Source organism: Aquimarina atlantica, from assembly GCF_000626715.1.
Classification (GTDB): Bacteria; Bacteroidota; Bacteroidia; order Flavobacteriales; family Flavobacteriaceae; genus Aquimarina; species Aquimarina atlantica.
In genome coordinates, this window is sequence record NZ_AQRA01000018.1 from 12031 (window position 1) to 37500 (window position 25470).

Here is a 25470-nt window from a genome sequence, read left to right on the forward strand (position 1 = left end):
AAAAAAAACGGTCTTTTTTAGAATTATTTATATTCAGAAATAATATTTCTAACAAGAGTTAGATTAAAAATCTTTTCAAAAAGTTCTTCCAGAACGATATGATATTCATAGTCAAGATCTAAGGCTTTTCTTATATGGTATTCACCTTTTTGATAATCTTGTAGTTCATAGTATAAACCAGCAAGTCTATATTGAATTTCTGCATTATCCGGATAAAACTCTATAGCTTGATGTAAATTTTGTATTGCAGCATTTGATTCTCCTATAAACCTAAGGATATCCGAACGATTTAACCAGGTCTCCAATTCATAATTTCCTAACTCGATAGCTTTTCTATATCCTCGTTCTGCTTCTTCAAAAAAGGCAAGTCTATTGTTTATTTTTGCGTAACGTTTCCAGTATAAAACATTTTCGCCATCAATATTTATAGCTTTGTTTGTATAGTATAAGGCTTTTTGGTAATCACGTTTACGCATGTAGAAATCAGTAATGGCTATCCATCCTTTATCTAGTAGTGGATCTTCATGTACAGTTTTTGAATAGTGTTGAATTGCTAAATCATCTATACCTAATTTCTCATAACATTTTCCTATTCTAAGCAAAGCAAAAGAAGTAGGATCATCTAGTTCTAATGTTATTCTATAGTTTTCTATAGCTTCATTATGCCTTTTTAGTTTTTCTAATACTTTTCCTTTTTCTAAATAAGCACCAATAAAATATTCATCACTTATAATTGCAAAATCATAAGCTGCTAGCGCTTTTTCATATTCTTCTAGATCAAAATATTGCTTGCCAACCTGGTGCCAAGCCACTTCACAATAAGGATTTTTATTTAGAAACATGTTTAGATAATCGATAGCTTCTTCATGTTGCTCAAGAAAATCAAAACAGTATATCACATTATATAAAGCAGAGTAATCTTGATCATCTGCTTCTAGGCACTTCATAAAGTTGATTTTTGCATTTTCAAAATCATCCATAAAAAGATATTCCATTCCTATAAGGGAGTATACATCTGCAGCATCATTTGTATAGCTAAGTGCCATCATTAATAACTCTATGGCTTTTATATGATCGTTTTGTTTAGAAAGAATATTAGCTTTTTGAATGTAGATTTCTTCATTTTCTGGTTCTATAGCGTGTAGCTGAGCCAAAAGATGATCAGCTTTGTCTAAGCGATTTTCAAAGACCAGAATTTCAACTTGTAATAATTTAAGGTTAACAGACGATGGATGTTGGGAAAGTCCCAAAGAAATTGCCTTTTTTGCTTTCGCAATTTTTCCATTTTCTAGATAGTGATGAATAATAGATTCAAATTCATCTGAATCAAAAAACTTAACATCATTAGATCTCAGCATAGACTCGTATCGAGTAATCGAGAAATTATTTTCTTCTTCTTCGTGGTTAAATCTCATACACGTTGATTAAAGATGCTCAATAAATCATAAAATTGATGTAAATACTTTTTTTGTTTTCCCCAACAAATAAAAGCATTTAATAAATCCATTACTTAATCTATTTTCGCATTATTGATTTCCTCAGTATTAAAATTACAAATGAAATTGAATAATTATACTTCAAAAACCAATTGTTTTTAACAAACTAATTAACAAAATACGTACCATTATGATAGATAATGATATAGAGTTTTTCTTTTATAGAAGCCGAAATATATTAATGAATTCGTGAAAATAATGGATGGTCTATTAAAGATACGTTTTTTTTAATAAAACTTCAATGTTTACTGTTTAAATTTTGCTATCTAGTATTTGATCTAAAGCAGCAAGGATGATCTGACATCCTTCTCTGATTTCATTTTCGGATATAGTAAGTGGCGGTGTAATGCGTACTGCAAGAGGCTCAAAGAGTAACCAAAATAATATTAACCCCTGATCTTGACATTTTAATATAATCTGATTTGTTATTTCTGCAGAAGGAGTTATAAAAGCTAACATAAGACCTAATCCTCTGATTTCTTTAATTAATGGATGAATTAATAGGGATCTGAATAGTTTTTCTTTTTCCAGAGCAGCTGCCATTACGTCACTCTCTGTAATTTCCTGTAATGTTGCCAAAGCGGCAGCTGCAATGACAGGGTTTCCTCCAAACGTTGTAATATGACCTAATTTGGGGTTGTCCTGTAATTGATCCATCATTGTTGCCGAAGCTGTAAAAGCTCCAATCGGAAGTCCACCCCCCATTCCTTTACCCATTACAACGATATCCGGGACGATATCGTAATGTTGAAAACCAAATAATGTACCAGTTCTTCCAAATCCAGGTTGTATCTCATCTAGAATTAACAATGCTCCTACTTTTTCACACTGCTTTTTTACCTTTTTTAAATATTCAAATTTAGGTTCGATAAATCCTGCTCCTCCTTGTATGGTTTCTAAGATCACTGCTGCGGTTTTATGAGTAATCTGTTTTATCTCTTTTTCATCATTAAATGTAATAAAAGAGGTATCAGGAATTAACGGTCTAAATGCTTGTTTGCGTTCTTCATATCCCATTACACTCATAGACCCCATTGTGTTGCCGTGATATGCCAGTTTTGCTGCAATAATTTGGCTTCGACCTGTGACTCTTCGGGCTAATTTTAAAGACCCTTCAATAGCTTCGGTTCCTGAGTTGGTTAAGTAGGTTTTTTCTAATGGATAGGGTAGGTGAGAAGCTAATAGTTTGGCGAGTTCTACAGCAGGTTGTTGTATGTATTCGCCATATACCATGACATGTAGGTATTTATCTAACTGATTTTTTACTGCACGTATAACTCTAGGGTGCTTATGTCCTAAACTACATGCTGATACTCCTGCAACAAAATCCAAATACTTTTTGTTATTAGTATCATAAATATAACTACCATTAGCATGCGAAACTTCTATGGCTAATGGATGTGGAGTAGTTTGAGCTTGATATTTGAAAAAATCCTGTTTCAAGATTGTTTTTTTGCTAGATTACCGGGGTTTAAAGCGTTATCCAATATTTTTACAAAAAAGATATTAATGTTCGATGTTAATGCTATCTTTTTGATTTTTCTTCTTTTCGGTATTAAGATCTTCTTTTGCTTTCTTTTTAAAAGGAATAGAATCTAATTGTTCGTTAGTCTCTTTAAGTTCGGCATCTTTAAGTTCTTGCTCTAACAATCGAGAGCCTTCAGACTTATTATCCTCTAAGCGTTTTACAGTTTCTTCATCAAAGAAATCTGCTTCATCTTTTGGTAATGGAATTCCTGTTATTTTAGTAAGCTCAGGAGGGGATTCTCCTCTAAATAGATCAGACTTACTATTAATACGTTCATCGCCACGCCAATTAAAACCAGAGAGTTCACGAGCATTTTCTGGTAAATCAATTTCACGATATAAAGTGCCATCAACATTTTGATAATAATAGACATCTTCAATCTCCCGATTATTTAATAATAATCTGATGGAGCTAGAGAGTACTTTATTAATACCAATAAGTTTTAACTCACCTTCGCTTTCTCTTTGGTAAAATATAGTTTCTGTGTTTTTATCAATATCTACCTGATAGAGTTCATTGTCTTTAAATAAACCATAAAGTATTTGACCTTTTACTTGGTTGTATCCAGCTTTTAGGGTGTCTTCTTGTGCTAAAAAAGCATTTTGATATACGATAAGTGAATCTAATTTTTCTGTCTTTGTATCCGAGATAATTTTTATGGTATCACCTGTCATTTGATTTCTTTGTGACCAAATAATAGGTCGGCCAATCATTTTAGTATACCCTGTGGTCTGATCTACATTAATAGAGTCACTTTTACCACTCATATTACTCTTATAGATTCTTACATCATAAAAACCATTCATTATTCTTCGTTCGGGTTTACCGGTGACCATAAGCGTATCACTATGAATAAAAATAGAATCTTTTTCCTGTAAAGTAGCTGCGAGTGCTCTCTTTGTGATAAAGACAGAATCTTTTTCTTTAAAAACCTCTGCATAATGACCAGTAATCACAGAATTATTTGCCGTATCTAATACTCTAATGTTATTAGTGGCCGATGCAAATTGATTAGCACTATTGTAAAAAATACTATCTCCAAAAACAGTACGTTTATCATAGTCGATTTTAGCATTTTTAATAGCATATCCCGTCTTAACTTTGGTGTCATAAAACCCTCGCTCACAGTACAATGTGCTTTCTTTGCCTTTAACTGTCGAAGGACCATATAGGTACGCATGACCATTTTCTGTATAATAATCCAATCGATCAGAATCGACTGTGTTTTCTGGATTTACAATTTTTACTGTGGTATTAAATGAATATTGTTTTCTATCCATAAAATACCGTCCAATTTGACTGGTTAATGTATTCGAAGAATCTCTAACTGTTCCTCCGCTACGATAATAAGCCTGTTGCCTAAGTCGATCAAAAAATAAGGTATCGGTACGCAATGTATTCGAAGGAGTTTCCATAAATACGTCATCGCTTGCATATGCAAATTTGGTATTACCATTGTACTCAGCATATTTACTAGTCATGATAATAGTATCTCCTTGCTTCATTTTTACATTTCCTAAAGCCTTAACAAACTTATCTTCGCCATAGTGAATAGCCTGATCACACCATATCTCAATTCCTTCATGTTGCATATATACCTGTTTGTCTACTTTGGCCAGAATAGTTGCCCCAGGAAACCGATTTTGATCTTTTATGGTACGATCAGATTGAACTTTGATTTGTTTTCCTTCTTGTGCAAATGATGCTACCGAAAATATAAAAGCAAATAGTATATAGAAGAATTTGTTTTTCAAGTGTTTCAAATTTGTATGCAAAATAACGAAAATTGTATCTAATGATTGTGACTATAGTAGTAAAATAAAAGGAGAGCTGTCTTTAATTAAGAACCTTATATCTCATCTAATGTTGCATTTTAACATGTTTTATCTCTGTAATAACTTAAAAACAAATGATTTCTACAATTAGTGAGTGATTCTAAATTCATAAAAAAAGGATAATGTGTAAGTTTTGTACGATCAAAGGACTAATACAGATAAAAAGAAGCAAATAAGAGAAATTTTCGAATTTTTTAACACTAGATCTACTTAAGCATCAGTAAATTGCGATAGGAAACAACAAAGGGGACGATCAATGCTATGGGGATAGCATCATCTTAAACTTTTATTTTTTATCAAAGCAGATTTGTTTATTCTGATCCATTATTGAGAACAGATATAGAGCTACTTTAAAAAAAAGAATAGTTAAGGTCGTTACATTATTAACAAAAAGATAATAGATGGTTTTGAAAAAAAACTTAGGGGCTCTATTTTTTTTGTTTTTTTGGGGTGCTGTGTTTTCTCAGGAAAAGCAGCTGCAAAAAGCAAACGAAGCTTTTGAAAAGTATGCCTATATCGAGGCGAGGGAAATGTACTTAAAAGCTATAAAAAAAGGAAGTAAATCAATAGAGTTATATGAAAGATTAGGGGATTCATATTACTTTAATGGTGAGTTAGAAAAAGCAGCACAATGGTATCGGGTACTATCTTCTTTATATCCGGGGAAGATGAAATCAGAATATCGAGCCAGATATAGACAATGCTTTAAAAGTACTGAAGAATATAAAAATGAAGATGATATAGCGCATTGGTTATATGCAAGTAATGATAATGATATAAGAGTTAAGCAGGTATCTAGCTCATTAAATAATGTTTTATCAAAAAAAGATACCCCAAAAGGGTTTGTAGTTGATACCTTAAATATAAATTCTAAATATTCTGATTATGCCCCTAGTTTTTATAATGATGAATTAGTATTCGCATCTTCGAGAAATACTAATACCTTTTCTAAAGTATTACATGAGTGGAATGATCAGCCTTTTTTGGATTTGTATACAACAAGACATATTTCTGAAGAAAAAAGTATTGAAAAATTAAAAGGGACAATTAATTCGAAGTTTCATGAATCTTCTGCAACTTTTAGTAAGGATAGAAAAACAGTTTATTTTACTAGAAATAATTATTCTAAAAGAAAATCTAAAACGAATGCAAAAGGCGTTGTTTTATTAAAAATATATAGAGCACGTTATGATAACGGAAAATGGGGAGATGTAGAAGAGTTACCTTTTAATAGTGATGAATACTCGATAGCACACCCTGCATTATCTCCAGATGGTAAATATTTATATTTTGCAAGTGATATGCCAGGTACTCTGGGAAAATCAGATCTGTATGTGGTGAAAATTAATGAAGATGAAAGCTTCGGAATACCTAAAAATCTAGGAGGTTTGATTAATACTTCGGGACGTGAAACTTTCCCTTATATTAGTGATAAAGGAAAACTGTTTTTTGCAAGTGATGGCCATAAAGGATTAGGAGGGTTGGATATTTTTATGGCTATTCTAAATAAGGAGGGAGTAGTAGAAGTTTATAATTTAGGAAACCCTATTAATAGCCCAAAAGATGATTTTACTTTTATTATCAATGAAGAAAGTAAAACTGGTTATTTTGCAAGTAATCGTAAAGGAGGGAAAGGTGATGATGATATCTATGGTTTCAGGCAGATAAAATCATTTCCTGATGGCTATTATCGTAAGCAGGAAATCATACGAAAATTAGAAAGGGTAATAGAGTTAAAACCTAATAAGGAAGGCACTACTTCATTATAATATTGTGAATGGACAGAAAATATATTTTAGATTTATTTTCTGATAAATGTTTTTGCTTTTATATATTTATAGTAAAACTAATAACTATATGAAAGTAAAACTATTCTTAATTTTCGTTTTTGTAAGCCACTTTTTTTATGCTCAGGTAGATAGGAATTCTATATTAGGATTGCCTAATGTTACTACTGCTCAAATGAATGGTATTGTAACTCCTAATCGAGGGTCGATAGTGTATAACATTACAGACGATAAAATATATTACTGGGATGGAACAAAATGGGTTGCTGCAAATGAATCAGCATCAGACGGAGATGTAAAGTTTAGTGTTGCTACCGCAGATCATGGTGGATGGTATATTTTAGATGGTCGTAGTACTGCGACGCTTTCGGCTACAGCGCAGGCAGTTGCTACCAGTTTAGGATTTACTACAAATTTACCTGATGCAACAGATAGAGTTTTAAAACATCCTGCAGGAGGAGAAAATATAGGGGATACAGGAGGGCAAGCAAATACAACCTTAGTCCAGGCGAATTTACCTAATGTTAATTTTACGGGTACAACAAATACTAGGGGGAATCATAGACATGGTTTTGCTGGTTTCTTTTCTAATCAACGTGTGCAAAATGGTGTAGATGCAAATAGAAGGATTTTATTGGCTGGGGGAAATACGAATACTGGTAATGCAGGGAATCATAACCATAATGTAACACTAAATAGTGGAGGAGCAAATCAATCTTTTGAACGTTATCAACCTTACCTGGTAATTAATACTTTTATCTATTTAGGTAATTAATATAGATAAAATAAGAGCGACTGTAAAATACAGTCGCTCTTATTTTTATAATGCTATTTTTTACCTGTGTATAGTTTGCGTTCTATCTGGTCCTACAGAAACAATTGTAATTGGTGTTTCTAATTCTTTTTCTAAAAACGAGATATATTCATTTAACTCTTTTGGTAGTTGAGAAGGATCGGTCATTCCTGTAAGATCTTCAGACCAACCTTTCATCTCAGTATAGATAGGAGTCACATTTTCCGGCTCTATGTTGTATGGTAAATGAGTAATTGTTTTCCCCTGATATTTATAAGCGGTACATATTTTTAAGGTATCAAATCCACTTAGTACATCACCTTTCATCATCATTAATTTTGTAACACCATTTACATGTACTGCATATTTTAGTGCTACAAGGTCTAACCATCCGCATCTTCTCGGTCTACCTGTAGTGGCTCCAAATTCATGACCAACTTGTGCCATCGTCTCTCCATCTTTATCAAATAATTCTGTAGGAAATGGCCCACTACCAACTCGAGTTGTGTATGCTTTAAATATACCAAAAACATCTTTGATTTTATTTGGTGCGATACCCAAACCGGTACATGCTCCTGCTGCCGTAGTGTTTGATGATGTTACAAAAGGATATGTGCCAAAATCGATATCTAATAAAGAACCTTGTGCTCCTTCTGCCAGAATTGTTTTTCCTTCTTTTTGAGCTTGATGAAGGTATTCTTCACTATCAATAAAAGTAAGAGTTTTTAAAACTTTAACCGCTTCAAAGAATTCATTCTCCAGCTCTTCCAGATTGTATTCTATTTTTGAATCATAAAAATCAATCATTGCTTCATGCTTATTAGCTAAAGCACGGTAGCGTTCTTTCCAGTCATTTAGTTCTAAATCTCCAACTCGAATACCATTTCTACCCGTTTTGTCCATATATGTAGGACCAATTCCTTTTAAAGTAGAGCCAATTTTTGCTTTTCCTTTAGAAGCTTCAGAAGCTGCATCCAGAATCCTGTGTGTAGGAAGAATTAGATGAGCTTTTCTAGAAATCAATAATTTGGATTTGTAATCTAAATTAAATTTATCAAGATTATCCAATTCTTTTTTGAAAATAACAGGGTCTATTACGACACCATTTCCAACCAGATTTATGGCTTTATCATGAAAAATTCCGCTAGGAATAGTATGTAACACATGTTTGATTCCATCAAATTCTAAAGTATGACCAGCATTAGGACCACCTTGAAATCGAGCAATAATATTATAATCTTTTGTAAGAACGTCTACAATTTTTCCTTTCCCTTCGTCTCCCCACTGAAGACCAAGTAATAAGTTTACCGCCATTAGTTATCTTTATTAGTTGGGTTTTTTTTAGTTCCGTAGAAATACAAAGAATGATTTGTAATATCTACATCAAAAATTTCTTCGATTGTTTTTTTAATAGATTGAATTCTGGGATCACAAAATTCTAATACATCCCCAGTATCAGTTAAAATTAAGTGATCATGTTGTCTGTCGAAATATGATTTTTCGTATTGAGCTTGATTTTGTCCGAATTGATGTTTTCTAACCAATTTACATTCTAATAAAAGCTCTATAGTGTTATAAAGTGTAGCACGACTTACTCTATAATTTTTGTTTTTCATTTTGATATATAATGATTCGATATCAAAATGCTCATCACTTTCGTAAATCTCTTGAAGTATAGCGTATCTTTCGGGTGTTTTTCTATGACCATTTTCTTCTAAGAAACTGGTGAAAACATTTTTAACGATAACTTGATCGTTTTGTGTAGTTGCTTTAGTACTCATACGTTTAAAAACGCAAAGTTACATTATTTTTTATTAGTGAGACTCTGATTTAAAAACGATTATTTAAGGTTTTTTAAAATTAACTGATTTGAACCGATTTGATCATAAAAAAGAATCCTCATAAAATAGTATAATTCTTAATTTATAATTCTTTTTTTGAGCAAAAAAACAAATTTTATTCTCTTACAACTTTATCAATACCACTTATTTTCGAAAGGTTTTTCATAACGGTTTTTAAGGTGTTCTTATTTTTTACGCCTACCGTTATTTTACCAGTAAAGACACCATCGTTAGTATCAAAATTCATGTTATATATTGCAAGATTCATGTTGTTCGAGATAATTTGTGTTACCTCGTTTACTACACCGATATTATCAATACCATTTAGCCTTATCACAGCCTTGAATTCTTCCTGACTAGAATCAATCCATTTTGCGGGAATAATACGATACGCATAGTTACTTTGTAACTGTAACGAATTCGGGCAATTGTTTTTATGTACTTTTATTCCTTCATTAACTGTTATAAAACCAAAAACATCATCTCCAGGAATTGGATTACAACAATTAGATAGTTTGTATTCTAGTTTTTCTGAATCTTTTCCAAAAACAAGCAGATCGTATTTCGATGTAATTTCTTCCTTATTTACATCTTTAATGTTACCTCTTCGAATTCTATTTTTGATAAAATTCATAAAGACATTACTTCGAGTGGTAGCGAACTCTTTGATTTTTTGATTGTCAATAGTTCCTATACCTACTCTGTAGAATAGATCCAAACTTGTTTTAAGTTTAAAATAGAGTACAAGTTCATTAATTACTTTTTCGCTCATTGTTATTTTCTGAGAGCGAAGTTTACGTTTCAAAACAACTTTACCATCTTCGGCAATTTGTTTTTTCTCGTCTCGTAAAGCAGATTTAATTTTGGATCTTGCTCTTGCTGTAGTGGCATAATCCAACCAGCTAGAAGAAGGTTTTGATTTGGTCGAAGTAATGATTTCTACCTGATCACCACTTTTAAGTTCATGGCTTAGTGGTACTAATTTGCCATTCACTCGGGCTCCTCTTGTTCTTAATCCAACCTCGGTATGTACACTAAAACCAAAATCGAGTGCAGTTGCTCCTTTTGGTAATGATTTTAAATCTCCTTCGGGTGTAAAGACAAATATTTCTTTTGCATACAGGTTTAATTTAAATTCTTCTACAAAATCTACAGCATTTGTTTCAGAATTTTCTAATGCTTCCTGTAATCGATTAAGCCATCCATCTAATCCTTGATCTTGTTTTTCTTCAGTGTTCTTGTACTTATAATGTGCTGCATATCCTTTTTCTGCAATTTCATGCATACGCTCACTACGAATTTGTACTTCTACCCATTTGCTGTCTGGGCCAATAACAGTTATATGTAAGGCCTCGTAACCAGTAGATTTGGGTTGAGAGATCCAATCTCTTAAGCGAATAGGGTTTGGTCTGTAATAATCGGTTACTACAGTATATATTTTCCAGGCAATAAATTTTTCATTCTCGATATTATCAGACTTGTATATTATTCGTATAGCAAATTTGTCATATACTTCGTCGAATGAGATGTTTTGCTTTACCATTTTTCTACGAATCGAAAAAATGGATTTTGGCCTTCCTTTTATTTCATAATTTAATCCTTCTCTATCAAGACCTTCTCTAATCTGATCAGAGAATTTTTTAATATATTCATCTTGCTCTTCCTTACTTTCTTTAATTTTTTCGAGAATATCTTTATAGACTTCGGGTTCGGTATATTTTAATCCCAGGTCTTCTAATTCTGTTTTGATGTTGTACAAGCCAATTCGATGAGCCAAAGGGGCGTATATGTACAAAGTCTCAGACGCAATCTTTACCTGCTTGTCTGGTCTCATGGCATCCATCGTTTGCATATTATGCAAACGATCTGCAATTTTAATGATAATCACTCTTACATCATCATTAAGAGTAAGAAGCATTTTTCTGAAATTCTCGGCTTGTAGAGAAATGTCTCTATCTTTTTTTAGAGAAGAAATTTTGGTAAGACCATCTACAATACGAGCTACTGTTTCACCAAACATTTGCTCAATATCTACCAGAGTATATTCTGTATCTTCTACAACATCATGAAGTAATGCCGCAGCAATTGATGTAGCATCTAGTCCAATTTCACTAGCTACAATTTTTGCTACCGCAATAGGATGAAAAATATAGGCTTCACCACTTTTACGACGTTGATCTTTATGGGCATCAACAGCAATATCAAATGCTTGTCGTATAAGTATCTTATCCTCTTTAGTAAGGTCCCTATAACTAATACGAAGCAATTCTTTGTATTGCTTAGCAATCTGTTTGTTTTCTTTATCTATAGCAGCTTCAGTCATAACATAAAGTTTTTTAAGAAAGCCCTATTAAGTATCGTGTGTGATATCCCCTACGCAATATTAACCGACAAAATTGTGCCTTGAGATTAATGATTAAACTATATTTTTTGTCATTAATAATTAAAAATACAATTAAGAAATGTAACCACCAAGTCTTGAGTGAGGGATTTATTTTCTAAGGTTTTTAATTCTTTGTAAAAGAGTAGGATGCGAGTAATGAATAAATACCATAGCAGGATGAGGGGTTAAGTTACTAAGGTTGTTTTTTGAAAGTTTTTTTAAACTATTAATTAAAGCTTCATTATCATAAGTTTCTTTTGCATAATTATCTGCCTGATACTCGAAAGCTCTAGAAACTATATTCATTATTAATCCGGTAATTTCTGAAATTGGACTATACAAAATTCCGAAAGCTATAAGTCCAACATGAAACGAAGGGGTTACTACTCCCAGTGCCTCAGATAGAAGAGGGTTTGCGATAAAAATCGATAAAAACCATAATGTTAATCCCGTAAGCGCAATAGATAAAAATAAATTAACGATCACATGTCTTTTTTTATAATGCCCGACTTCGTGGGCTAATACAGCTACAATCTCTTCGTTATTAAGATCATTAATCAATGTGTCATAAAGAGTGATTCTTTTTTCGCTACCCAAACCAGAGAAATAAGCGTTTGCTTTAGTACTCCTTTTAGAACCATCAATAACAAAAATATCTTTTAACTGAAAACCAACTTTCTTAGAATAAGCTTCAATAGTATTTCTAAGTTCTCCTGGTTCTAAAGGAGTTTGTTTATTAAAGATAGGAACTATAAGTTTTGCATAGAACATATTCATTGCTAATGTAAATATGGATACTAATGTCCATGCATACACCCAAAAAGAGTTTCCTGTAATTTGATAAAACCATATAATCAATGCCAAAAGCCCTCCTCCGACAATTATCATCATTATGATGCTTTTTATTTTATCAATAAAAAAGGTTTTTATAGTGGTTTTGTTAAAACCAAATTTTTCTTCAATAACAAAAATTTTATAGTAAGTAGCAGGAGTAGAGAGAATATCACTACCGATCATTATAATCCCAAAAAAAATAAGACCAATTATGATTGAATTATCTGAAATACTTCGTGATATATTATCAACTATAGCAAATCCATCTAAAAAGAAAAATAGAAGCATAATACATAACGAGATAGTAGAGGATACTAATTTGAATTTGAAGTTAGCTTTTTTATATGCTATAGATTTCTGATATTCTTCTTCTGGGTAAACATCTATGAGTTCTTCGGGAATCTGATCGTTATAATGTCTAGAATTAAGGATGTCTAATAGAGAATCTATTAGAAATACAATAATGATAATAGCTATTAATAAATAAAAAAGGGAATTGGGGGTCATTGGTTTAGAGCAATTAGTAGTTTAAAGATTTGGGATATGTAGGAAACGGTAAGGTAATGATTTTTAATTGATTTTTAGTACTATTTTTAATCTTTTAGCCTGTAAACCCTCGTTGGCGCTTTGCTTCAAAAATGAGAATTCCGGCAGCTACAGAAACGTTCATTGAGTCTATTACACCGCTCATAGGTATTTTAATGTTTTGAGTTGTGCTTTCTAAAAAAACATCACTTAACCCTGTGGCTTCAGTACCAACCACTATAGCAGTAGGTCTGGTATAATCTTGAGTGTGATAATCTACAGATTTTTGTAATGCGGCACCATAGATATTGATATTGTACTTTTTTAAGAAATCTATAATAGCTGCAGAAGATCCCGTTGCAATGTTGTTGGTAAATATACATCCAACACTAGATCGTATGATGTTGGGATTGTATATATCAGTTTTTGGGTTTGCAATAAAAACGGCATCTAGTTGAGCCGCATCTGCAGTACGTAATAAAGCACCTATGTTACCTGGTTTTTCTGGAGATTCAGCTACAAGAATCAAAGGGTTTTTTGATGATAAGGTAAAGTTTTTGATATCATTATCTTTTGAAATAGCCACGGCTAAGACCCCTTCGGTTGTGGTTCTATAGGCCAGTTTTTGATAGATTTCTAAAGTAATCTCAAACAATTCAACTTGATGTTGAGAAGGGGAGAGTAGTGCTGAAATTTCTGTAAACGGAATAATAGAAGAACAATAATAAAGTTGAGTAATTGTATAGCTTCCTTGTATGGCTAATGTAATCTCACGTTTACCTTCAATAATAAAACGTTTTTCTCTTTTGCGAACTCTCGATTTTTCTTTAAGCTGGTTAAGAAATTTTATTTTATCATTCTGAAGGCTTTTTATCTGGTTTTGCATAAACGCAAAGATAATAATCGAGAATAATAAAATGTTTTCTTTTTTGTGTATTTAAGAAGGGAAATCTTGTATATACTGATTAATTTCTTCAATGATTTTGGGGTAGGATTGATTTAATTCTGTAAAATATTCTTTGAGCAGGCTAAATTCTAACTTTTCTTTTGATGAATATTCTATTTTCTGGAGAATATCTGTTTCATTTTTTAAACCAATAGTTTTAAAACTAGATTTAAGTTTATGAGCAGCTTCTCGTGTTACATCCCAGTTTTTGTTTTCAATAGCCTGTTTTAGTTTTTGGTAATCTTTTGGGGTCTCATCAATGAATATCTGTAAAACTCCTAGGATGATTTCGGTGTCATTATCAAAAGTCTTTTTTAGAAAAGACAGGTCACAGAATTTTTTAGTTTCTAAAGAAGTTGGCGTATCTGTGTTATTTGCACTAACAGGAATACTAGTGTTCTCTTGTACGTTTTTTGATAAGATACTTAGTAGTACTTCTTCAAGAGCTTGTTCGCTTAATGGTTTAGTAAGGTAAAAATTCATTCCTGATTCTATTGCTTTCTTTTTTGATTCTGGGAATACATCTGCCGAGCAAGCTATTATAGGTATTTTGTTAATCTTGTCGTCATCAGAATTTCTTATGATTTCTGTAGTTTCGGGGCCATCCATTACTGGCATATGCATATCCATAAGTATTAGATCATAGGTGAAGTTTTTAAGTTTTTCTAATGCAATCATTCCATTATCTGCTATATGAGCATCTATATGCCAATTAGAGAATAATTGTTTAATAAAAAACTGGTTCATTTTGTTATCTTCTACTACCAGTACTTTTACTCCGGATAGGTTATGGCTATTTTCAGACATGGTAGTGTGTTTCCTGTTTATTTCTGTAGATCTAAAATTGCTTTTGGCATATGTAATAGAGAAATCAAAAGTTGATCCAACTCCTGGTTTACTTTCGGCTTTAAGTACTCCTCCTTGTAGCTCGATAAGTTGTTTAGAGATTGAGAGACCAAGCCCTGTGCCCTCGATCTTATTTTTTCCTGGTTTATGTACCTGATAAAAACTTTCGAAAATATTCTTAAGCTTATCTTCAGGGATACCAACTCCTGTGTCTTTTACAGAAAAATTAATAGTAATTCCTTTTGTGCTTGATTTTTCTGTTTTTACCTGTATCGTTATCTCACCGGTTTGGGTAAATTTTATTGCATTACCTATTAGATTGATTAGAATTTGATTTAATCTAAGTTGATCTCCAATAATAAATTTAGGTACAGAAGGATCAATAAGCATTGTGTATTTTAAACCTTTTTCGTCTGCTTTTATTTTAAAACCACGTGAGATATTTGTAATTAGTTCTTTAAGACTAAAATCTGTATTGTGTAATGTGAGTTTTCCAGCTTCAATTTTAGAGAAATCAAGAATGTCGTTGATTAATATCAAAAGATTTTCGGCAGAAAACTGAATTCCATCTAAGTTTTTTTTATCTATATGAGGATTGCTAAAATCACTCTTTTGTAAAATACCGGTAAGCCCCAAAATAACATTAAGAGGAGTTCTTATTTCGTGACTCATATTAGACAAAAAAACGGTCTTTGCTTTCGCAGATTTTTCTGCGATAACCTTAGCTTCTCTAATTTCATTATCAATAATCTTTCGATTGGTGATATCTCTAAAAAAACCATTGAAAAGATAATCATCTTTGGTTTCAATTGCAATAACAGTAAGCTCTATATATACGATAGAACCATTTTTCCTGTTTACAGAGGTTTCTACTCTTTTATTGATCAGTTCATCATCTCCGGTTTGTATATAGTTACTAAAGCTTCTTTTTAGTTCTTGTCTAAGTTTATACGGAACTAATGAATAGATACTATGCCCAATCGTTTCTTCTCTTTTTAACTCTAGTATATTCTCTGCTTGCTTATTCCAATTTAATACAATTCCTTTGCTATTTACTAAAACCACACCATCCATTGCTGTTTCTAATATGGTTGTATTTAAATGCTCACTATATTTTAGTTCTTCCTCTACTTTTTTTCTTTCTACAACTTCTTTGGTAAGTCTTTCGTTAATTTCTTCTAAACTATAAAGCTGTTTCTGCAGCATTTTATGCATTTGTTGTTTGCTAGGGAAATTGATCAGATCTTTAGCGAGAATTTCTTCGGGAATTACATTTAGGATTGCGGTAAATGAGTCTAATAAATGATAAGATTGAAAATGTTTTTTATAAATAAGTAAATAGATATTGGTGATTGCATTTATACCTAAACTATTTTTGATTTTAAGAAAAATCTGATTAGAAAAATCTAATAGATTTTTTCTCTCCTTGATCAGATCTATAGTTCGAAAATTATATGGTGTATCCAGGTATTTTTTTATATAAATGATTTTAGAATCATTATAGCTGCCAATAAGTTCTGAAGATTTCTCTAATACTTTAGAGAGAAAAACTTTGCATAAGATTAATTCTTGTTCTTTTAATGGGTCAAATATTAACTTAAAGGAAGTATGCTTGAATAAAGAGCTATATCGTTCTATAATTTGATTACGTACAAATTGTTTGCTAGGTCGTCGTATTGCATTTTTTTCTGTAATATATTCTTCCAGAAATAAGTATAATTCTGGTAAAAATTCAACTTTTTTTACATAAGAAAATTCTCTAAAAGCTTTTACTTTTATTTTTAGATTAGAAGTATTTTTAGATATATCAATTTCTTTCCAAAGAAAATCAATTAGATCAATAATTTCTTGCTCTTCTTGGCTTTTTTTCGGATTGGTTTTCTTGGCGGTCGTTATTCTTTTAAACCATTTTAAGATCATCTAGGGTCATATTTTGCTGGCTTTATATATTTTATAAAAGCCTAATGCCGATAAACCCCATGTAAGAATTAGTGCGATAAACCAAATGTAGTTGCCAAAAGTATCTCCAAAAATATTCTTGAAAATATTATAATCAAAGATATGGGCTATTTGCATATGAAGATGTCCAAGAGCCATGACTACAAACCCCCAAGCAAGTAGTGTCATTCCTGATCCAAATTTTCCTCCTTTTAGCTTTGTGGCTGTAAGAAAACTAAATATAAGTGCAATAGCTAGAAATGGCATTTCTAAAAGACCAAAAATTTGTTCTGCTCCTAAACTGCCAGGACTAGAATGTGTACTGTGATCTTGTGCCAATAATCCCTGACTCATTAAAAGCGATACTGATATAAGCAAAAAATGTTTTTTTTTCATATCTATTCGGTTTTCTTAAAAGTAATGAAAAAATACCAATCCGCATTCTTTTTGATGGATTAAATACTGTTTTTAACGATGAAATACGCTGTTATGCAACTGTTAGAAATAAAAAAATCCTGCTTCAAAAGCAGGATTTTTATAAGTGAGATTGTATTGTTTTACTAAAAGAGTTACTTTACTTTTTCTACAATTGCTTGAAAAGCTTCTGGGTTGTTCATCGCTAAATCGGCAAGAACCTTACGGTTTAATTCGATATTATTAGCTTTTACTTTTCCCATAAATTGAGAGTAAGACATACCATGTAAACGGGCACCCGCATTAATACGAGTAATCCATAATGCACGGAAAGTTCTCTTTTTCGCTTTACGGTCTCTATACGAATATTGCATCGCTTTATCAACCGCATTTTTTGCTACTGTCCAAACGTTTTTACGACGTCCGAAATAACCTTTTGCTTGCTTAAGAACCTTTTTTCTTCTAGCTCTTTTTGCAACAGAATTTACTGATCTTGGCATAATTTAAATTTTTTAGTAGTAGGCGGTCGATAACGACACTTGATCATTTAAAATTTATTTCTTAATTCGAAAATTAACAATCTAAAATTTTGTAGGCCTAACTCCTGGGTTTATACTAATTCTAACCTGATTAAAAAAAATTACTTTAAACGTAATTGTTCTTTAATACTATTTTCATCGCTTTTGTGCACTAATGTTGCGTGCGTTAAAGCAAGCTTACGTTTTTTAGATTTTTTTGTCAAAATATGACTCTTAAAAGCGTGCTTTCTTTTGATTTTACCAGTACCGGTAAGCTTAAAACGCTTTTTTGCACTGGATTTTGTCTTCATTTTAGGCATTGTATCCTTGTTTTTATAATCTCACTTATTATCTTAATAACTCCTTATTATCGGAATTTTTTTATTTTTTGGGAGCGATAAACATAATCATTCGCTTACCTTCAAGTTTTGGCATTTGCTCTACTTTGCCATACTCTTCTAGTTCTTGCGCCAACCTAAGTAGTAGAATTTGACCTTGATCCTTGTATATGATTGAACGTCCTTTAAAAAAGACATAAGCCTTTAACTTGGCTCCTTCTGATAAAAACTTAATCGCATGCTTTTTCTTGAACTCATAATCATGCTCATCTGTATTAGGACCAAATCTAATTTCTTTAATAACAACCTTAGTGGCCTTTGATTTTAAGGCTTTGTCTCTTTTCTTCTGTTCATAAAGGAATTTTTTATAATCCATTATTTTACAAACAGGAGGCACTGCTTTAGGCGAAATTTCTACAAGATCAAGTTCTTGCTCTTCAGCAAGTTGTAGCGCTTTTTTGGTTGGGTAAACACCAACTTCTACGTTATCACCTACAAGACGCACTTCATCAACACGAATCTTATGATTGATTCTGTGTGCATCTTCTTTGATTACTCTTAGTGGTTTTTGAGACCTTCTTCTTCTTATTGCTATGACTTAAAATTTTTAAATTAAACTTAATTTATCGTTATCCATTAAACGGTTTTAGCGTTTTGTTAATTTCTTCTTTTATTATTTTAGAAAACTCTTCAATTGATATAGCTCCTAAATCTTCACCACCATGTTTTCGAACCGATATGGTGTTGTCTCTCTCTTCCTGTTCCCCTACAATGATAATATAAGGAAATTTATTCATTTCTGCCTCTCTAATCTTTTTACCGATTGTTTCATTTCTATGATCAGCAAGGGCGCGAATTTCGTCATTTTCTAACAAATTTAAAACTTTTTCAGAGTATTTTTCATATTTCTCGCTGATAGAGAGTATAATAGCTTGCTCTGGCATTAGCCACAGAGGGAAATTACCTCCTGTATGTTCTAGCAAGATAGCAATAAATCTCTCCATACTACCAAAAGGAGCTCTATGAATCATTACTGGTCTGTGTAATTCATTATCACTGCCCTTATATGTAAGATCAAAACGCTCTGGGAGGTTATAATCTACTTGTATAGTTCCTAATTGCCAACTTCTTCCTAGTGCATCTTTTACCATAAAATCGAGCTTAGGGCCATAAAAAGCAGCTTCTCCGCTTTCGATTATATAGTTTAATCCTTTATCTTTTGCAGCATTTATAATAGCATTTTCTGCTTTTTCCCAATTTTCGACATCTCCAATATATTTATCTGGTTTTTCTATGTCTCGTACAGATACTTGGGCTGTAAAGTTTTCAAAACCTAAAGATCCAAAAACATATAAAACCAAATCAATTACTTTTTTAAACTCTTCGTCTAATTGATCAGGAGTACAAAAAATATGAGCATCATCCTGTGTAAAACCTCTTACACGAGTAAGTCCATGGAGTTCTCCACTTTGTTCATATCTGTATACAGTCCCAAACTCGGCATATCGTATAGGTAGATCTCGATATGACCATGGTTCACTATTATATATCTCACAGTGATGAGGACAATTCATTGGTTTTAGTAAGAATTCTTCACCTTCAGCTGGAGTATTGATAGGTTGAAAGCTATCTTCTCCGTATTTTGCATAATGACCAGAAGTAACATATAATTCTTTTTGACCTATGTGTGGCGTAACTACCATTTCATAACCAGCTTTTTTCTGAGCTTTTTTCAGGAATTGCTCTAAGCGATCTCGTAAAGCTGCCCCTTTTGGGAGCCATAAAGGTAATCCTTGACCTACCCTTTGAGAAAAAGTAAAAAGACCGAGTTCTTTTCCTACTTTTCTGTGATCTCGTTTTTTTGCTTCTTCAAGTAATTCTAAATATTCTTTTAATTCTTTTTGCTTCGGAAAAGAGGTTCCGTATACTCTTGTTAGTTGTTTATTATTCTCATCACCACGCCAATATGCTCCTGCAACACTCATAATTTTTACGGCTTTAATAAGCCCAGTGTTAGGGATATGCCCTCCTCGACATAAATCGGTAAAGGTGTCATGGTCACAAAATGTTATTGTGCCATCTTCTAGGTTCTCAATTAATTCGACTTTATACTCGTTGTTTTCTTCTTTATATTTAGCTAAAGCATCAGCTTTAGAAACAGATCTCATTTTAAAATCATGCTTTCCTCTTGCGATTTCAAGCATTTTATCTTCGATTGTTTTAAAATCTTTTTCAGAAATAACCTGATCTCCTAGATCTACATCATAATAGAATCCATTATCTATAGCCGGACCAATAGATAGTTTAACTCCAGGGTATAATTCTTCAAGAGCTTGGGCAAGGACATGAGATGTAGAATGTCTAAATGCTATTTTACCTTCATCGTCTCTCCATGTAAATAAAACTAGGTTACCATCTGTGGTTAATTTTGTGGAGGTCTCAATAGTAGTTTCGTTAAATTTTGCAGAAATTACATTTCTGGCAAAACCTTCACTAATATCTTTTGCAACATCCATAGCAGTAACTTCGCTATTGTACTCTCTAATCGAACCGTCTGGTAACGTAATCTTGATCATCTTTTTTCTAATTAAAGGGGCAAAGATAATACGATAATAAAACCCATACAATATATATAAGGTATAATTTAGTAGATCAATATTATAGTATAGGGATAAAGTAGGGTATTGTTGATTTTTATTCTGTTTCAGAGACAATTAAAAAGTATGTTTTTTTTATGTTGTGATACTTTTTGGGGTGGTTTGTATTAGGAGTTGTGTTGTTGTTTATTGTTTTTATTTATGTGTAAAGTTTATGATATCAGATTGTTAAAAAAAAGTTTCAAAATAGTTGCTAAATTTTGTTGTTAGAAAGAAAAAGGGTTGTATGTTTGCACCCGCAAAACGGGATGCTGTTTTGAGAGTTCATTGAGAGTTGATTTTTTTTGATTTTTGTTTAGGGAAAGATTTAAAAAAACTTTGTATAAAAATTCTTGTCAGAATAAAAAAGGGTTGTATGTTTGCGCCCTCAAAACGGGGTTTTGTTTTGTGTGTTGATTGAGGTTTTATTTAGTTTTAATTTTTTCTAAAAAATAAATTAAAAAAAGCTTTGTAGAAATAAAAAGGGTTGTATATTTGCACCCGCTTAGCAAAACAAAGCATAGTTCATAAAAATAAGTAGTAATGGTTTAGGATGTTTTAGGTAACATTTTTGAGGTTCGATTCCTTGATTTACGATCTATAATTGATAGCGATGAAGATTGCTTTATTGATTACAAAAGTTCATAGACATATTGATTGACAGCGCGTATTGAGTTATTTTATAATAGCTTATACAAAGAATAAAGACTAGAGACATATTGAGATACGATTATAATTCCGTTGTATTGTTTTGAAACATATTTAAAGACAAACGATGAAGAGTTTGATCCTGGCTCAGGATGAACGCTAGCGGCAGGCTTAACACATGCAAGTCGAGGGGTAACATAGTTGCTTGCAACTGATGACGACCGGCGCACGGGTGCGTAACGCGTATAGAACCTACCTTATAGTAAGGGATAGCCCAGAGAAATTTGGATTAATACCTTATAGTATCTTTTAGATGCATATTTAAATGATTAAAGATTTATCGCTATAAGATGGCTATGCGTTCTATTAGCTAGTTGGTATGGTAACGGCATACCAAGGCTACGATAGATAGGGGTCCTGAGAGGGAGATCCCCCACACTGGTACTGAGACACGGACCAGACTCCTACGGGAGGCAGCAGTGAGGAATATTGGACAATGGAGGCAACTCTGATCCAGCCATGCCGCGTGTAGGAAGACTGCCCTATGGGTTGTAAACTACTTTTATAGAGGAAGAAACCGTTCCACGTGTGGAATGCTGACGGTACTCTACGAATAAGGATCGGCTAACTCCGTGCCAGCAGCCGCGGTAATACGGAGGATCCAAGCGTTATCCGGAATCATTGGGTTTAAAGGGTCCGTAGGCGGTTTAGTAAGTCAGTGGTGAAAGTTTTCGGCTCAACCGGAAAATTGCCATTGATACTGCAAGACTTGAATTATTGTGAAGTGGTTAGAATGTGTAGTGTAGCGGTGAAATGCATAGATATTACACAGAATACCGATTGCGAAGGCAGATCACTAACAATTAATTGACGCTAAGGGACGAAAGCGTGGGTAGCGAACAGGATTAGATACCCTGGTAGTCCACGCCGTAAACGATGGTTACTAGCTGTTTGGACTTCGGTCTGAGTGGCTAAGCGAAAGTGATAAGTAACCCACCTGGGGAGTACGTTCGCAAGAATGAAACTCAAAGGAATTGACGGGGGCCCGCACAAGCGGTGGAGCATGTGGTTTAATTCGATGATACGCGAGGAACCTTACCAGGGCTTAAATGTAGATTGACAGGTTTAGAGATAGACTTTTCTTCGGACAATTTACAAGGTGCTGCATGGTTGTCGTCAGCTCGTGCCGTGAGGTGTCAGGTTAAGTCCTATAACGAGCGCAACCCCTGTTGTTAGTTGCCAGCACGTAATGGTGGGAACTCTAGCAAGACTGCCGGTGCAAACCGCGAGGAAGGTGGGGATGACGTCAAATCATCACGGCCCTTACGTCCTGGGCCACACACGTGCTACAATGGCCGGTACAGAGAGCAGCCACTATGTGAATAGGAGCGAATCTATAAAGCCGGTCACAGTTCGGATCGGAGTCTGCAACTCGACTCCGTGAAGCTGGAATCGCTAGTAATCGGATATCAGCCATGATCCGGTGAATACGTTCCCGGGCCTTGTACACACCGCCCGTCAAGCCATGGAAGCTGGGAGTACCTGAAGTCCGTCACCGTAAGGAGCGGCCTAGGGTAAAACTGGTAACTGGGGCTAAGTCGTAACAAGGTAGCCGTACCGGAAGGTGCGGCTGGAACACCTCCTTTCTAGAGTTTTCCTATTTTATATAGGAGACAAATAAATGATACGATGGAATGTATCTTATTTGTTTTTAGTCTTTATGCTGTTAATTAATTATTTAGTTGTTAGTTACTGGTTGTTATTTTTTTTTGTTTCAACGATCAACAATTAACCATCAACAGACAACTATGAAGAAGTCTCATAGCTCAGCTGGTTAGAGCGCTACACTGATAATGTAGAGGTCGGCAGTTCGAGTCTGCCTGAGACTACAAAGTCGAAAGACAGACGAGAAGCGTTGCATTGAGCATCGTCGAAATGTTTATCCTGAGTTTATCGAAGGGAGTCTGCCTGAGACTACAAGTATGATGTTCATATATAATATTGAAAAGGAAATTTTAGAAGTTGTGTTACTGTCAACTATAAACTGGCAACTGCCAACTTATAAAAGACGGGGGATTAGCTCAGCTGGCTAGAGCGCCTGCCTTGCACGCAGGAGGTCATCGGTTCGACTCCGATATTCTCCACGATTCTTTAGATATAAGGATTGATAGATTATAAAGCATAGGATTCATGATTTGAAATAGTTTTTATAATTGTTGATTTTATATTGTTATTAAGAAAAACGTTCATTGACATATTGATTTAAAAATACGAGCATTAATTGTTTACAATTAATGAAAATAAAAGAGGTTGATACTAATTTAGTTACTTTATTAGTATCGGCAAAAACTAAAAGAGCAAGTTAAAGCAAGACGCATAAGCTAATTAAGGGCGTATGGGGAATGCCTAGGCTCTCAGAGGCGAAGAAGGACGTGATAAGCTGCGAAAAGCTGCGGGGACAGGCACATACTGATTGATCCGCAGATATCCGAATGGGGCAACCCGGCATATTGAAGATATGTCACACCGTAAGGTGGGCGAACCCGGAGAACTGAAACATCTAAGTACCCGGAGGAGAAGAAAACAAAAGTGATTCCGTTAGTAGTGGCGAGCGAACGCGGATTAGCCCAAACCTGTATTGTTACGGCAATGCAGGGGTTGTAGGACTACAATATAAGATATGTAATGAATTAGAATCCTTTGGAAAGAGGAGCCATAGACAGTGATAGCCTGGTATAAGTAAAGCACATTGATTTAGTAGTATCCTGAGTAGTGCGGGGCACGTGTAACCCTGTATGAATCTGGCGGGACCATCCGTTAAGGCTAAATACTCCTGAGAGACCGATAGTGAACCAGTACCGTGAGGGAAAGGTGAAAAGAACCCTGAATAAGGGAGTGAAAAAGATCCTGAAACCATACGCTTACAAGCGGTCGGAGGTCTTCGGACTGACGGCGTGCCTTTTGCATAATGAGCCTACGAGTTACTTTTACTAGCAAGGTTAAGATGTTCAGCATCGGATCCGAAGCGAAAGCGAGTCTGAATAGGGCGTTTTAGTTAGTAGTAGTAGACGCGAAACCGTGTGATCTACCCTTGGGCAGGTTGAAGCTTTGTTAACCCAAAGTGGAGGACCGAACCCGTTGACGTTGAAAAGTCTTGGGATGACCTGAGGGTAGGGGTGAAAGGCCAATCAAACTCGGAAATAGCTCGTACTCCCCGAAATGCATTTAGGTGCAGCGTTGGTATAGTTTTATAGAGGTAGAGCTACTGATTGGATGCGGGGGCTTCACCGCCTACCAATTCCTGACAAACTCCGAATGCTATAAAATGTTTACCAGCAGTGAGGGCATGGGTGCTAAGGTCCATGTCCGAGAGGGAAAGAACCCAGACCATCAGCTAAGGTCCCCAAATATATGCTAAGTTGAAAAAACGCGGTTGAACTGCTTAGACAGCTAGGATGTTGGCTTGGAAGCAGCCATTCATTTAAAGAGTGCGTAACAGCTCACTAGTCGAGCGGTTCGGCATGGATAATAATCGGGCATAAGCATATTACCGAAGCTATGGGATAGAAATATCGGTAGGGGAGCATTGTAGTGACGTTGAAGGTGTACTGTGAGGTATGCTGGAGTATCTACAAAAGAAAATGTAGGCATAAGTAACGATAATGCGGGCGAGAAACCCGCACACCGAAAGACTAAGGTTTCCTCAGCTATGCTAATCAGCTGAGGGTTAGTCGGGGCCTAACGCGAACCCGAAAGGGGTAGTGGATGGACAACAGGTTAATATTCCTGTACCTGCTCACACTAAAAGTGACGGAGGCGAGAAGTTAGTGCGCACTGACGGAAATGTGCGTTGAAGGGAGTAGTAATACCCCGATAGTACACTAAGGCTACGGCCGAGGTGATAATCTAGCGAATCGACTTCCAAGAAAACCGAGTGAAGCAGCCCGTACCGTAAACCGACACAGGTAGTTGGGATGAGAATTCTAAGGTGCTCGAGAGATTCATGGCTAAGGAACTAGGCAAAATCGACCCGTAACTTCGGGAGAAGGGTCGCCTCGCTTCGGCGAGGCCGCAGTTAAAAGGTCCAGGCGACTGTTTATCAAAAACACAGGGCTATGCTAAATAGAAATATGATGTATATGGCCTGACACCTGCCCGGTGCCG

General features: G+C 34.2%; 16 protein-coding genes, 2 tRNA genes and 2 rRNA genes (1 of these 20 only partly in view). 6 read left to right on the plus strand and 14 right to left on the minus strand.

Going from position 1 to position 25470, the window contains the following annotated elements:
* Positions 1-23: 23 nt before the first annotated feature.
* From ATO12_RS23915 to ATO12_RS23925, 3 genes are all read right to left on the minus strand, one after another.
* Positions 24-1415, minus strand: a complete 1392-nt coding sequence (locus ATO12_RS23915; protein WP_034247502.1) for a tetratricopeptide repeat protein — start codon at positions 1413-1415, stop codon at positions 24-26.
* A 333-nt stretch (positions 1416-1748) separates the two neighbouring features.
* The gene (locus ATO12_RS23920; protein WP_034247504.1) at positions 1749-2939 is read right to left on the minus strand and encodes an aspartate aminotransferase family protein; all 1191 of its coding nucleotides are present in this window, start codon (positions 2937-2939) and stop codon (positions 1749-1751) included.
* A 63-nt stretch (positions 2940-3002) separates the two neighbouring features.
* Positions 3003-4778 carry an OstA-like protein gene (locus ATO12_RS23925; protein ID WP_081802157.1) on the minus strand — a complete coding sequence of 592 codons (1776 nt, stop codon included), beginning with the start codon at positions 4776-4778 and terminating at the stop codon, positions 3003-3005.
* Positions 4779-5260: 482 nt separating this feature from the next.
* Here ATO12_RS23925 and ATO12_RS23930 point away from each other — a divergent pair, with 482 nt between their 5' ends.
* Together ATO12_RS23930 and ATO12_RS23935 are read left to right on the plus strand one after the other, a co-directional pair.
* Positions 5261-6628, plus strand: coding sequence for a PD40 domain-containing protein (locus ATO12_RS23930; RefSeq protein ID WP_051576061.1), 1368 nt, complete (start codon positions 5261-5263; stop codon positions 6626-6628).
* Positions 6629-6716: 88 nt separating this feature from the next.
* Positions 6717-7421 (plus strand): hypothetical protein, encoded by a 705-nt coding sequence (locus ATO12_RS23935; RefSeq protein WP_034247506.1) that lies wholly within the window; start codon positions 6717-6719, stop codon positions 7419-7421.
* 60 nt (positions 7422-7481) lie between these two features.
* Here the strand turns inward: ATO12_RS23935 and ATO12_RS23940 are convergent, their stop codons facing one another.
* The 11 genes from ATO12_RS23940 to thrS form a co-directional block, all read right to left on the minus strand.
* A complete protein-coding gene (locus ATO12_RS23940; RefSeq protein WP_034247508.1) occupies positions 7482-8753 on the minus strand; it encodes an adenylosuccinate synthase in 1272 nt (423 codons plus the stop codon).
* A complete protein-coding gene (locus ATO12_RS23945) occupies positions 8753-9220 on the minus strand; it encodes a Fur family transcriptional regulator (protein ID WP_025667291.1) in 468 nt (155 codons plus the stop codon). The genes ATO12_RS23940 and ATO12_RS23945 overlap by 1 nt, the downstream gene beginning before the upstream one ends.
* Positions 9221-9395: 175 nt before the next feature.
* Positions 9396-11603, minus strand: coding sequence for a RelA/SpoT family protein (locus ATO12_RS23950; RefSeq protein WP_034247509.1), 2208 nt, complete (start codon positions 11601-11603; stop codon positions 9396-9398).
* Positions 11604-11771: 168 nt separating this feature from the next.
* Positions 11772-13004, minus strand: coding sequence for a M48 family metallopeptidase (locus ATO12_RS23955; RefSeq protein WP_034247510.1), 1233 nt, complete (start codon positions 13002-13004; stop codon positions 11772-11774).
* A 94-nt stretch (positions 13005-13098) separates the two neighbouring features.
* Entirely contained in the window at positions 13099-13908 is an 810-nt protein-coding gene (locus ATO12_RS23960; RefSeq protein WP_034247512.1) for a TrmH family RNA methyltransferase, read from the minus strand.
* A 51-nt stretch (positions 13909-13959) separates the two neighbouring features.
* Positions 13960-16734, minus strand: coding sequence for a PAS domain-containing hybrid sensor histidine kinase/response regulator (locus ATO12_RS25205; protein WP_051576062.1), 2775 nt, complete (start codon positions 16732-16734; stop codon positions 13960-13962).
* A gap of 6 nt (positions 16735-16740) precedes the next feature.
* Positions 16741-17130, minus strand: coding sequence for a hypothetical protein (locus tag ATO12_RS23970; protein WP_131248895.1), 390 nt, complete (start codon positions 17128-17130; stop codon positions 16741-16743).
* A 191-nt stretch (positions 17131-17321) separates the two neighbouring features.
* On the minus strand, positions 17322-17666 hold the full coding sequence (rplT, locus tag ATO12_RS23975; protein WP_025667297.1) for a 50S ribosomal protein L20: 345 nt from the start codon (positions 17664-17666) through the stop codon (positions 17322-17324).
* A gap of 140 nt (positions 17667-17806) precedes the next feature.
* The gene (gene rpmI, locus ATO12_RS23980; protein WP_024771193.1) at positions 17807-18004 is read right to left on the minus strand and encodes a 50S ribosomal protein L35; all 198 of its coding nucleotides are present in this window, start codon (positions 18002-18004) and stop codon (positions 17807-17809) included.
* 61 nt (positions 18005-18065) lie between these two features.
* Positions 18066-18575 carry a translation initiation factor IF-3 gene (infC, locus tag ATO12_RS23985; RefSeq protein ID WP_074408604.1) on the minus strand — a complete coding sequence of 170 codons (510 nt, stop codon included), beginning with the start codon at positions 18573-18575 and terminating at the stop codon, positions 18066-18068.
* Positions 18576-18651: 76 nt separating this feature from the next.
* Entirely contained in the window at positions 18652-20598 is a 1947-nt protein-coding gene (gene thrS / locus ATO12_RS23990; RefSeq protein ID WP_034247516.1) for a threonine--tRNA ligase, read from the minus strand.
* 832 nt (positions 20599-21430) lie between these two features.
* Between thrS and ATO12_RS23995 the strand changes: the two genes are divergently transcribed.
* From ATO12_RS23995 to ATO12_RS24010, 4 genes are all read left to right on the plus strand, one after another.
* Positions 21431-22952, plus strand: a 16S ribosomal RNA gene (locus tag ATO12_RS23995).
* Positions 22953-23121: 169 nt separating this feature from the next.
* A tRNA-Ile gene (locus ATO12_RS24000) sits at positions 23122-23195 on the plus strand.
* Between the two features lie 181 nt (positions 23196-23376).
* Positions 23377-23450, plus strand: a tRNA-Ala gene (locus ATO12_RS24005).
* 230 nt (positions 23451-23680) lie between these two features.
* A 23S ribosomal RNA gene (locus tag ATO12_RS24010) occupies positions 23681-25470 on the plus strand; it runs 1028 nt beyond the window's last position.
* Together the 16S and 23S rRNA genes with 2 tRNA genes alongside form the textbook arrangement of a ribosomal RNA operon.

Coding starts and splice junctions, on each gene's coding strand:
- ATO12_RS23915 (WP_034247502.1), bottom strand. CDS start 1,415: ATGAGATTTAACCACGAAGAAGAAGAAAATAATTTCTCGATTACTCGA.
- ATO12_RS23930 (WP_051576061.1), top strand. CDS start 5,261: ATGGTTTTGAAAAAAAACTTAGGGGCTCTATTTTTTTTGTTTTTTTGG.
- ATO12_RS23935 (WP_034247506.1), top strand. CDS start 6,717: ATGAAAGTAAAACTATTCTTAATTTTCGTTTTTGTAAGCCACTTTTTT.
- ATO12_RS23940 (WP_034247508.1), bottom strand. CDS start 8,753: ATGGCGGTAAACTTATTACTTGGTCTTCAGTGGGGAGACGAAGGGAAA.
- ATO12_RS23945 (WP_025667291.1), bottom strand. CDS start 9,220: ATGAGTACTAAAGCAACTACACAAAACGATCAAGTTATCGTTAAAAAT.
- ATO12_RS23950 (WP_034247509.1), bottom strand. CDS start 11,603: ATGACTGAAGCTGCTATAGATAAAGAAAACAAACAGATTGCTAAGCAA.
- ATO12_RS23955 (WP_034247510.1), bottom strand. CDS start 13,004: ATGACCCCCAATTCCCTTTTTTATTTATTAATAGCTATTATCATTATT.
- ATO12_RS23960 (WP_034247512.1), bottom strand. CDS start 13,908: ATGCAAAACCAGATAAAAAGCCTTCAGAATGATAAAATAAAATTTCTT.
- ATO12_RS25205 (WP_051576062.1), bottom strand. CDS start 16,734: ATGATCTTAAAATGGTTTAAAAGAATAACGACCGCCAAGAAAACCAAT.
- rplT (WP_025667297.1), bottom strand. CDS start 17,666: ATGCCAAGATCAGTAAATTCTGTTGCAAAAAGAGCTAGAAGAAAAAAG.
- rpmI (WP_024771193.1), bottom strand. CDS start 18,004: ATGCCTAAAATGAAGACAAAATCCAGTGCAAAAAAGCGTTTTAAGCTT.
- thrS (WP_034247516.1), bottom strand. CDS start 20,598: ATGATCAAGATTACGTTACCAGACGGTTCGATTAGAGAGTACAATAGC.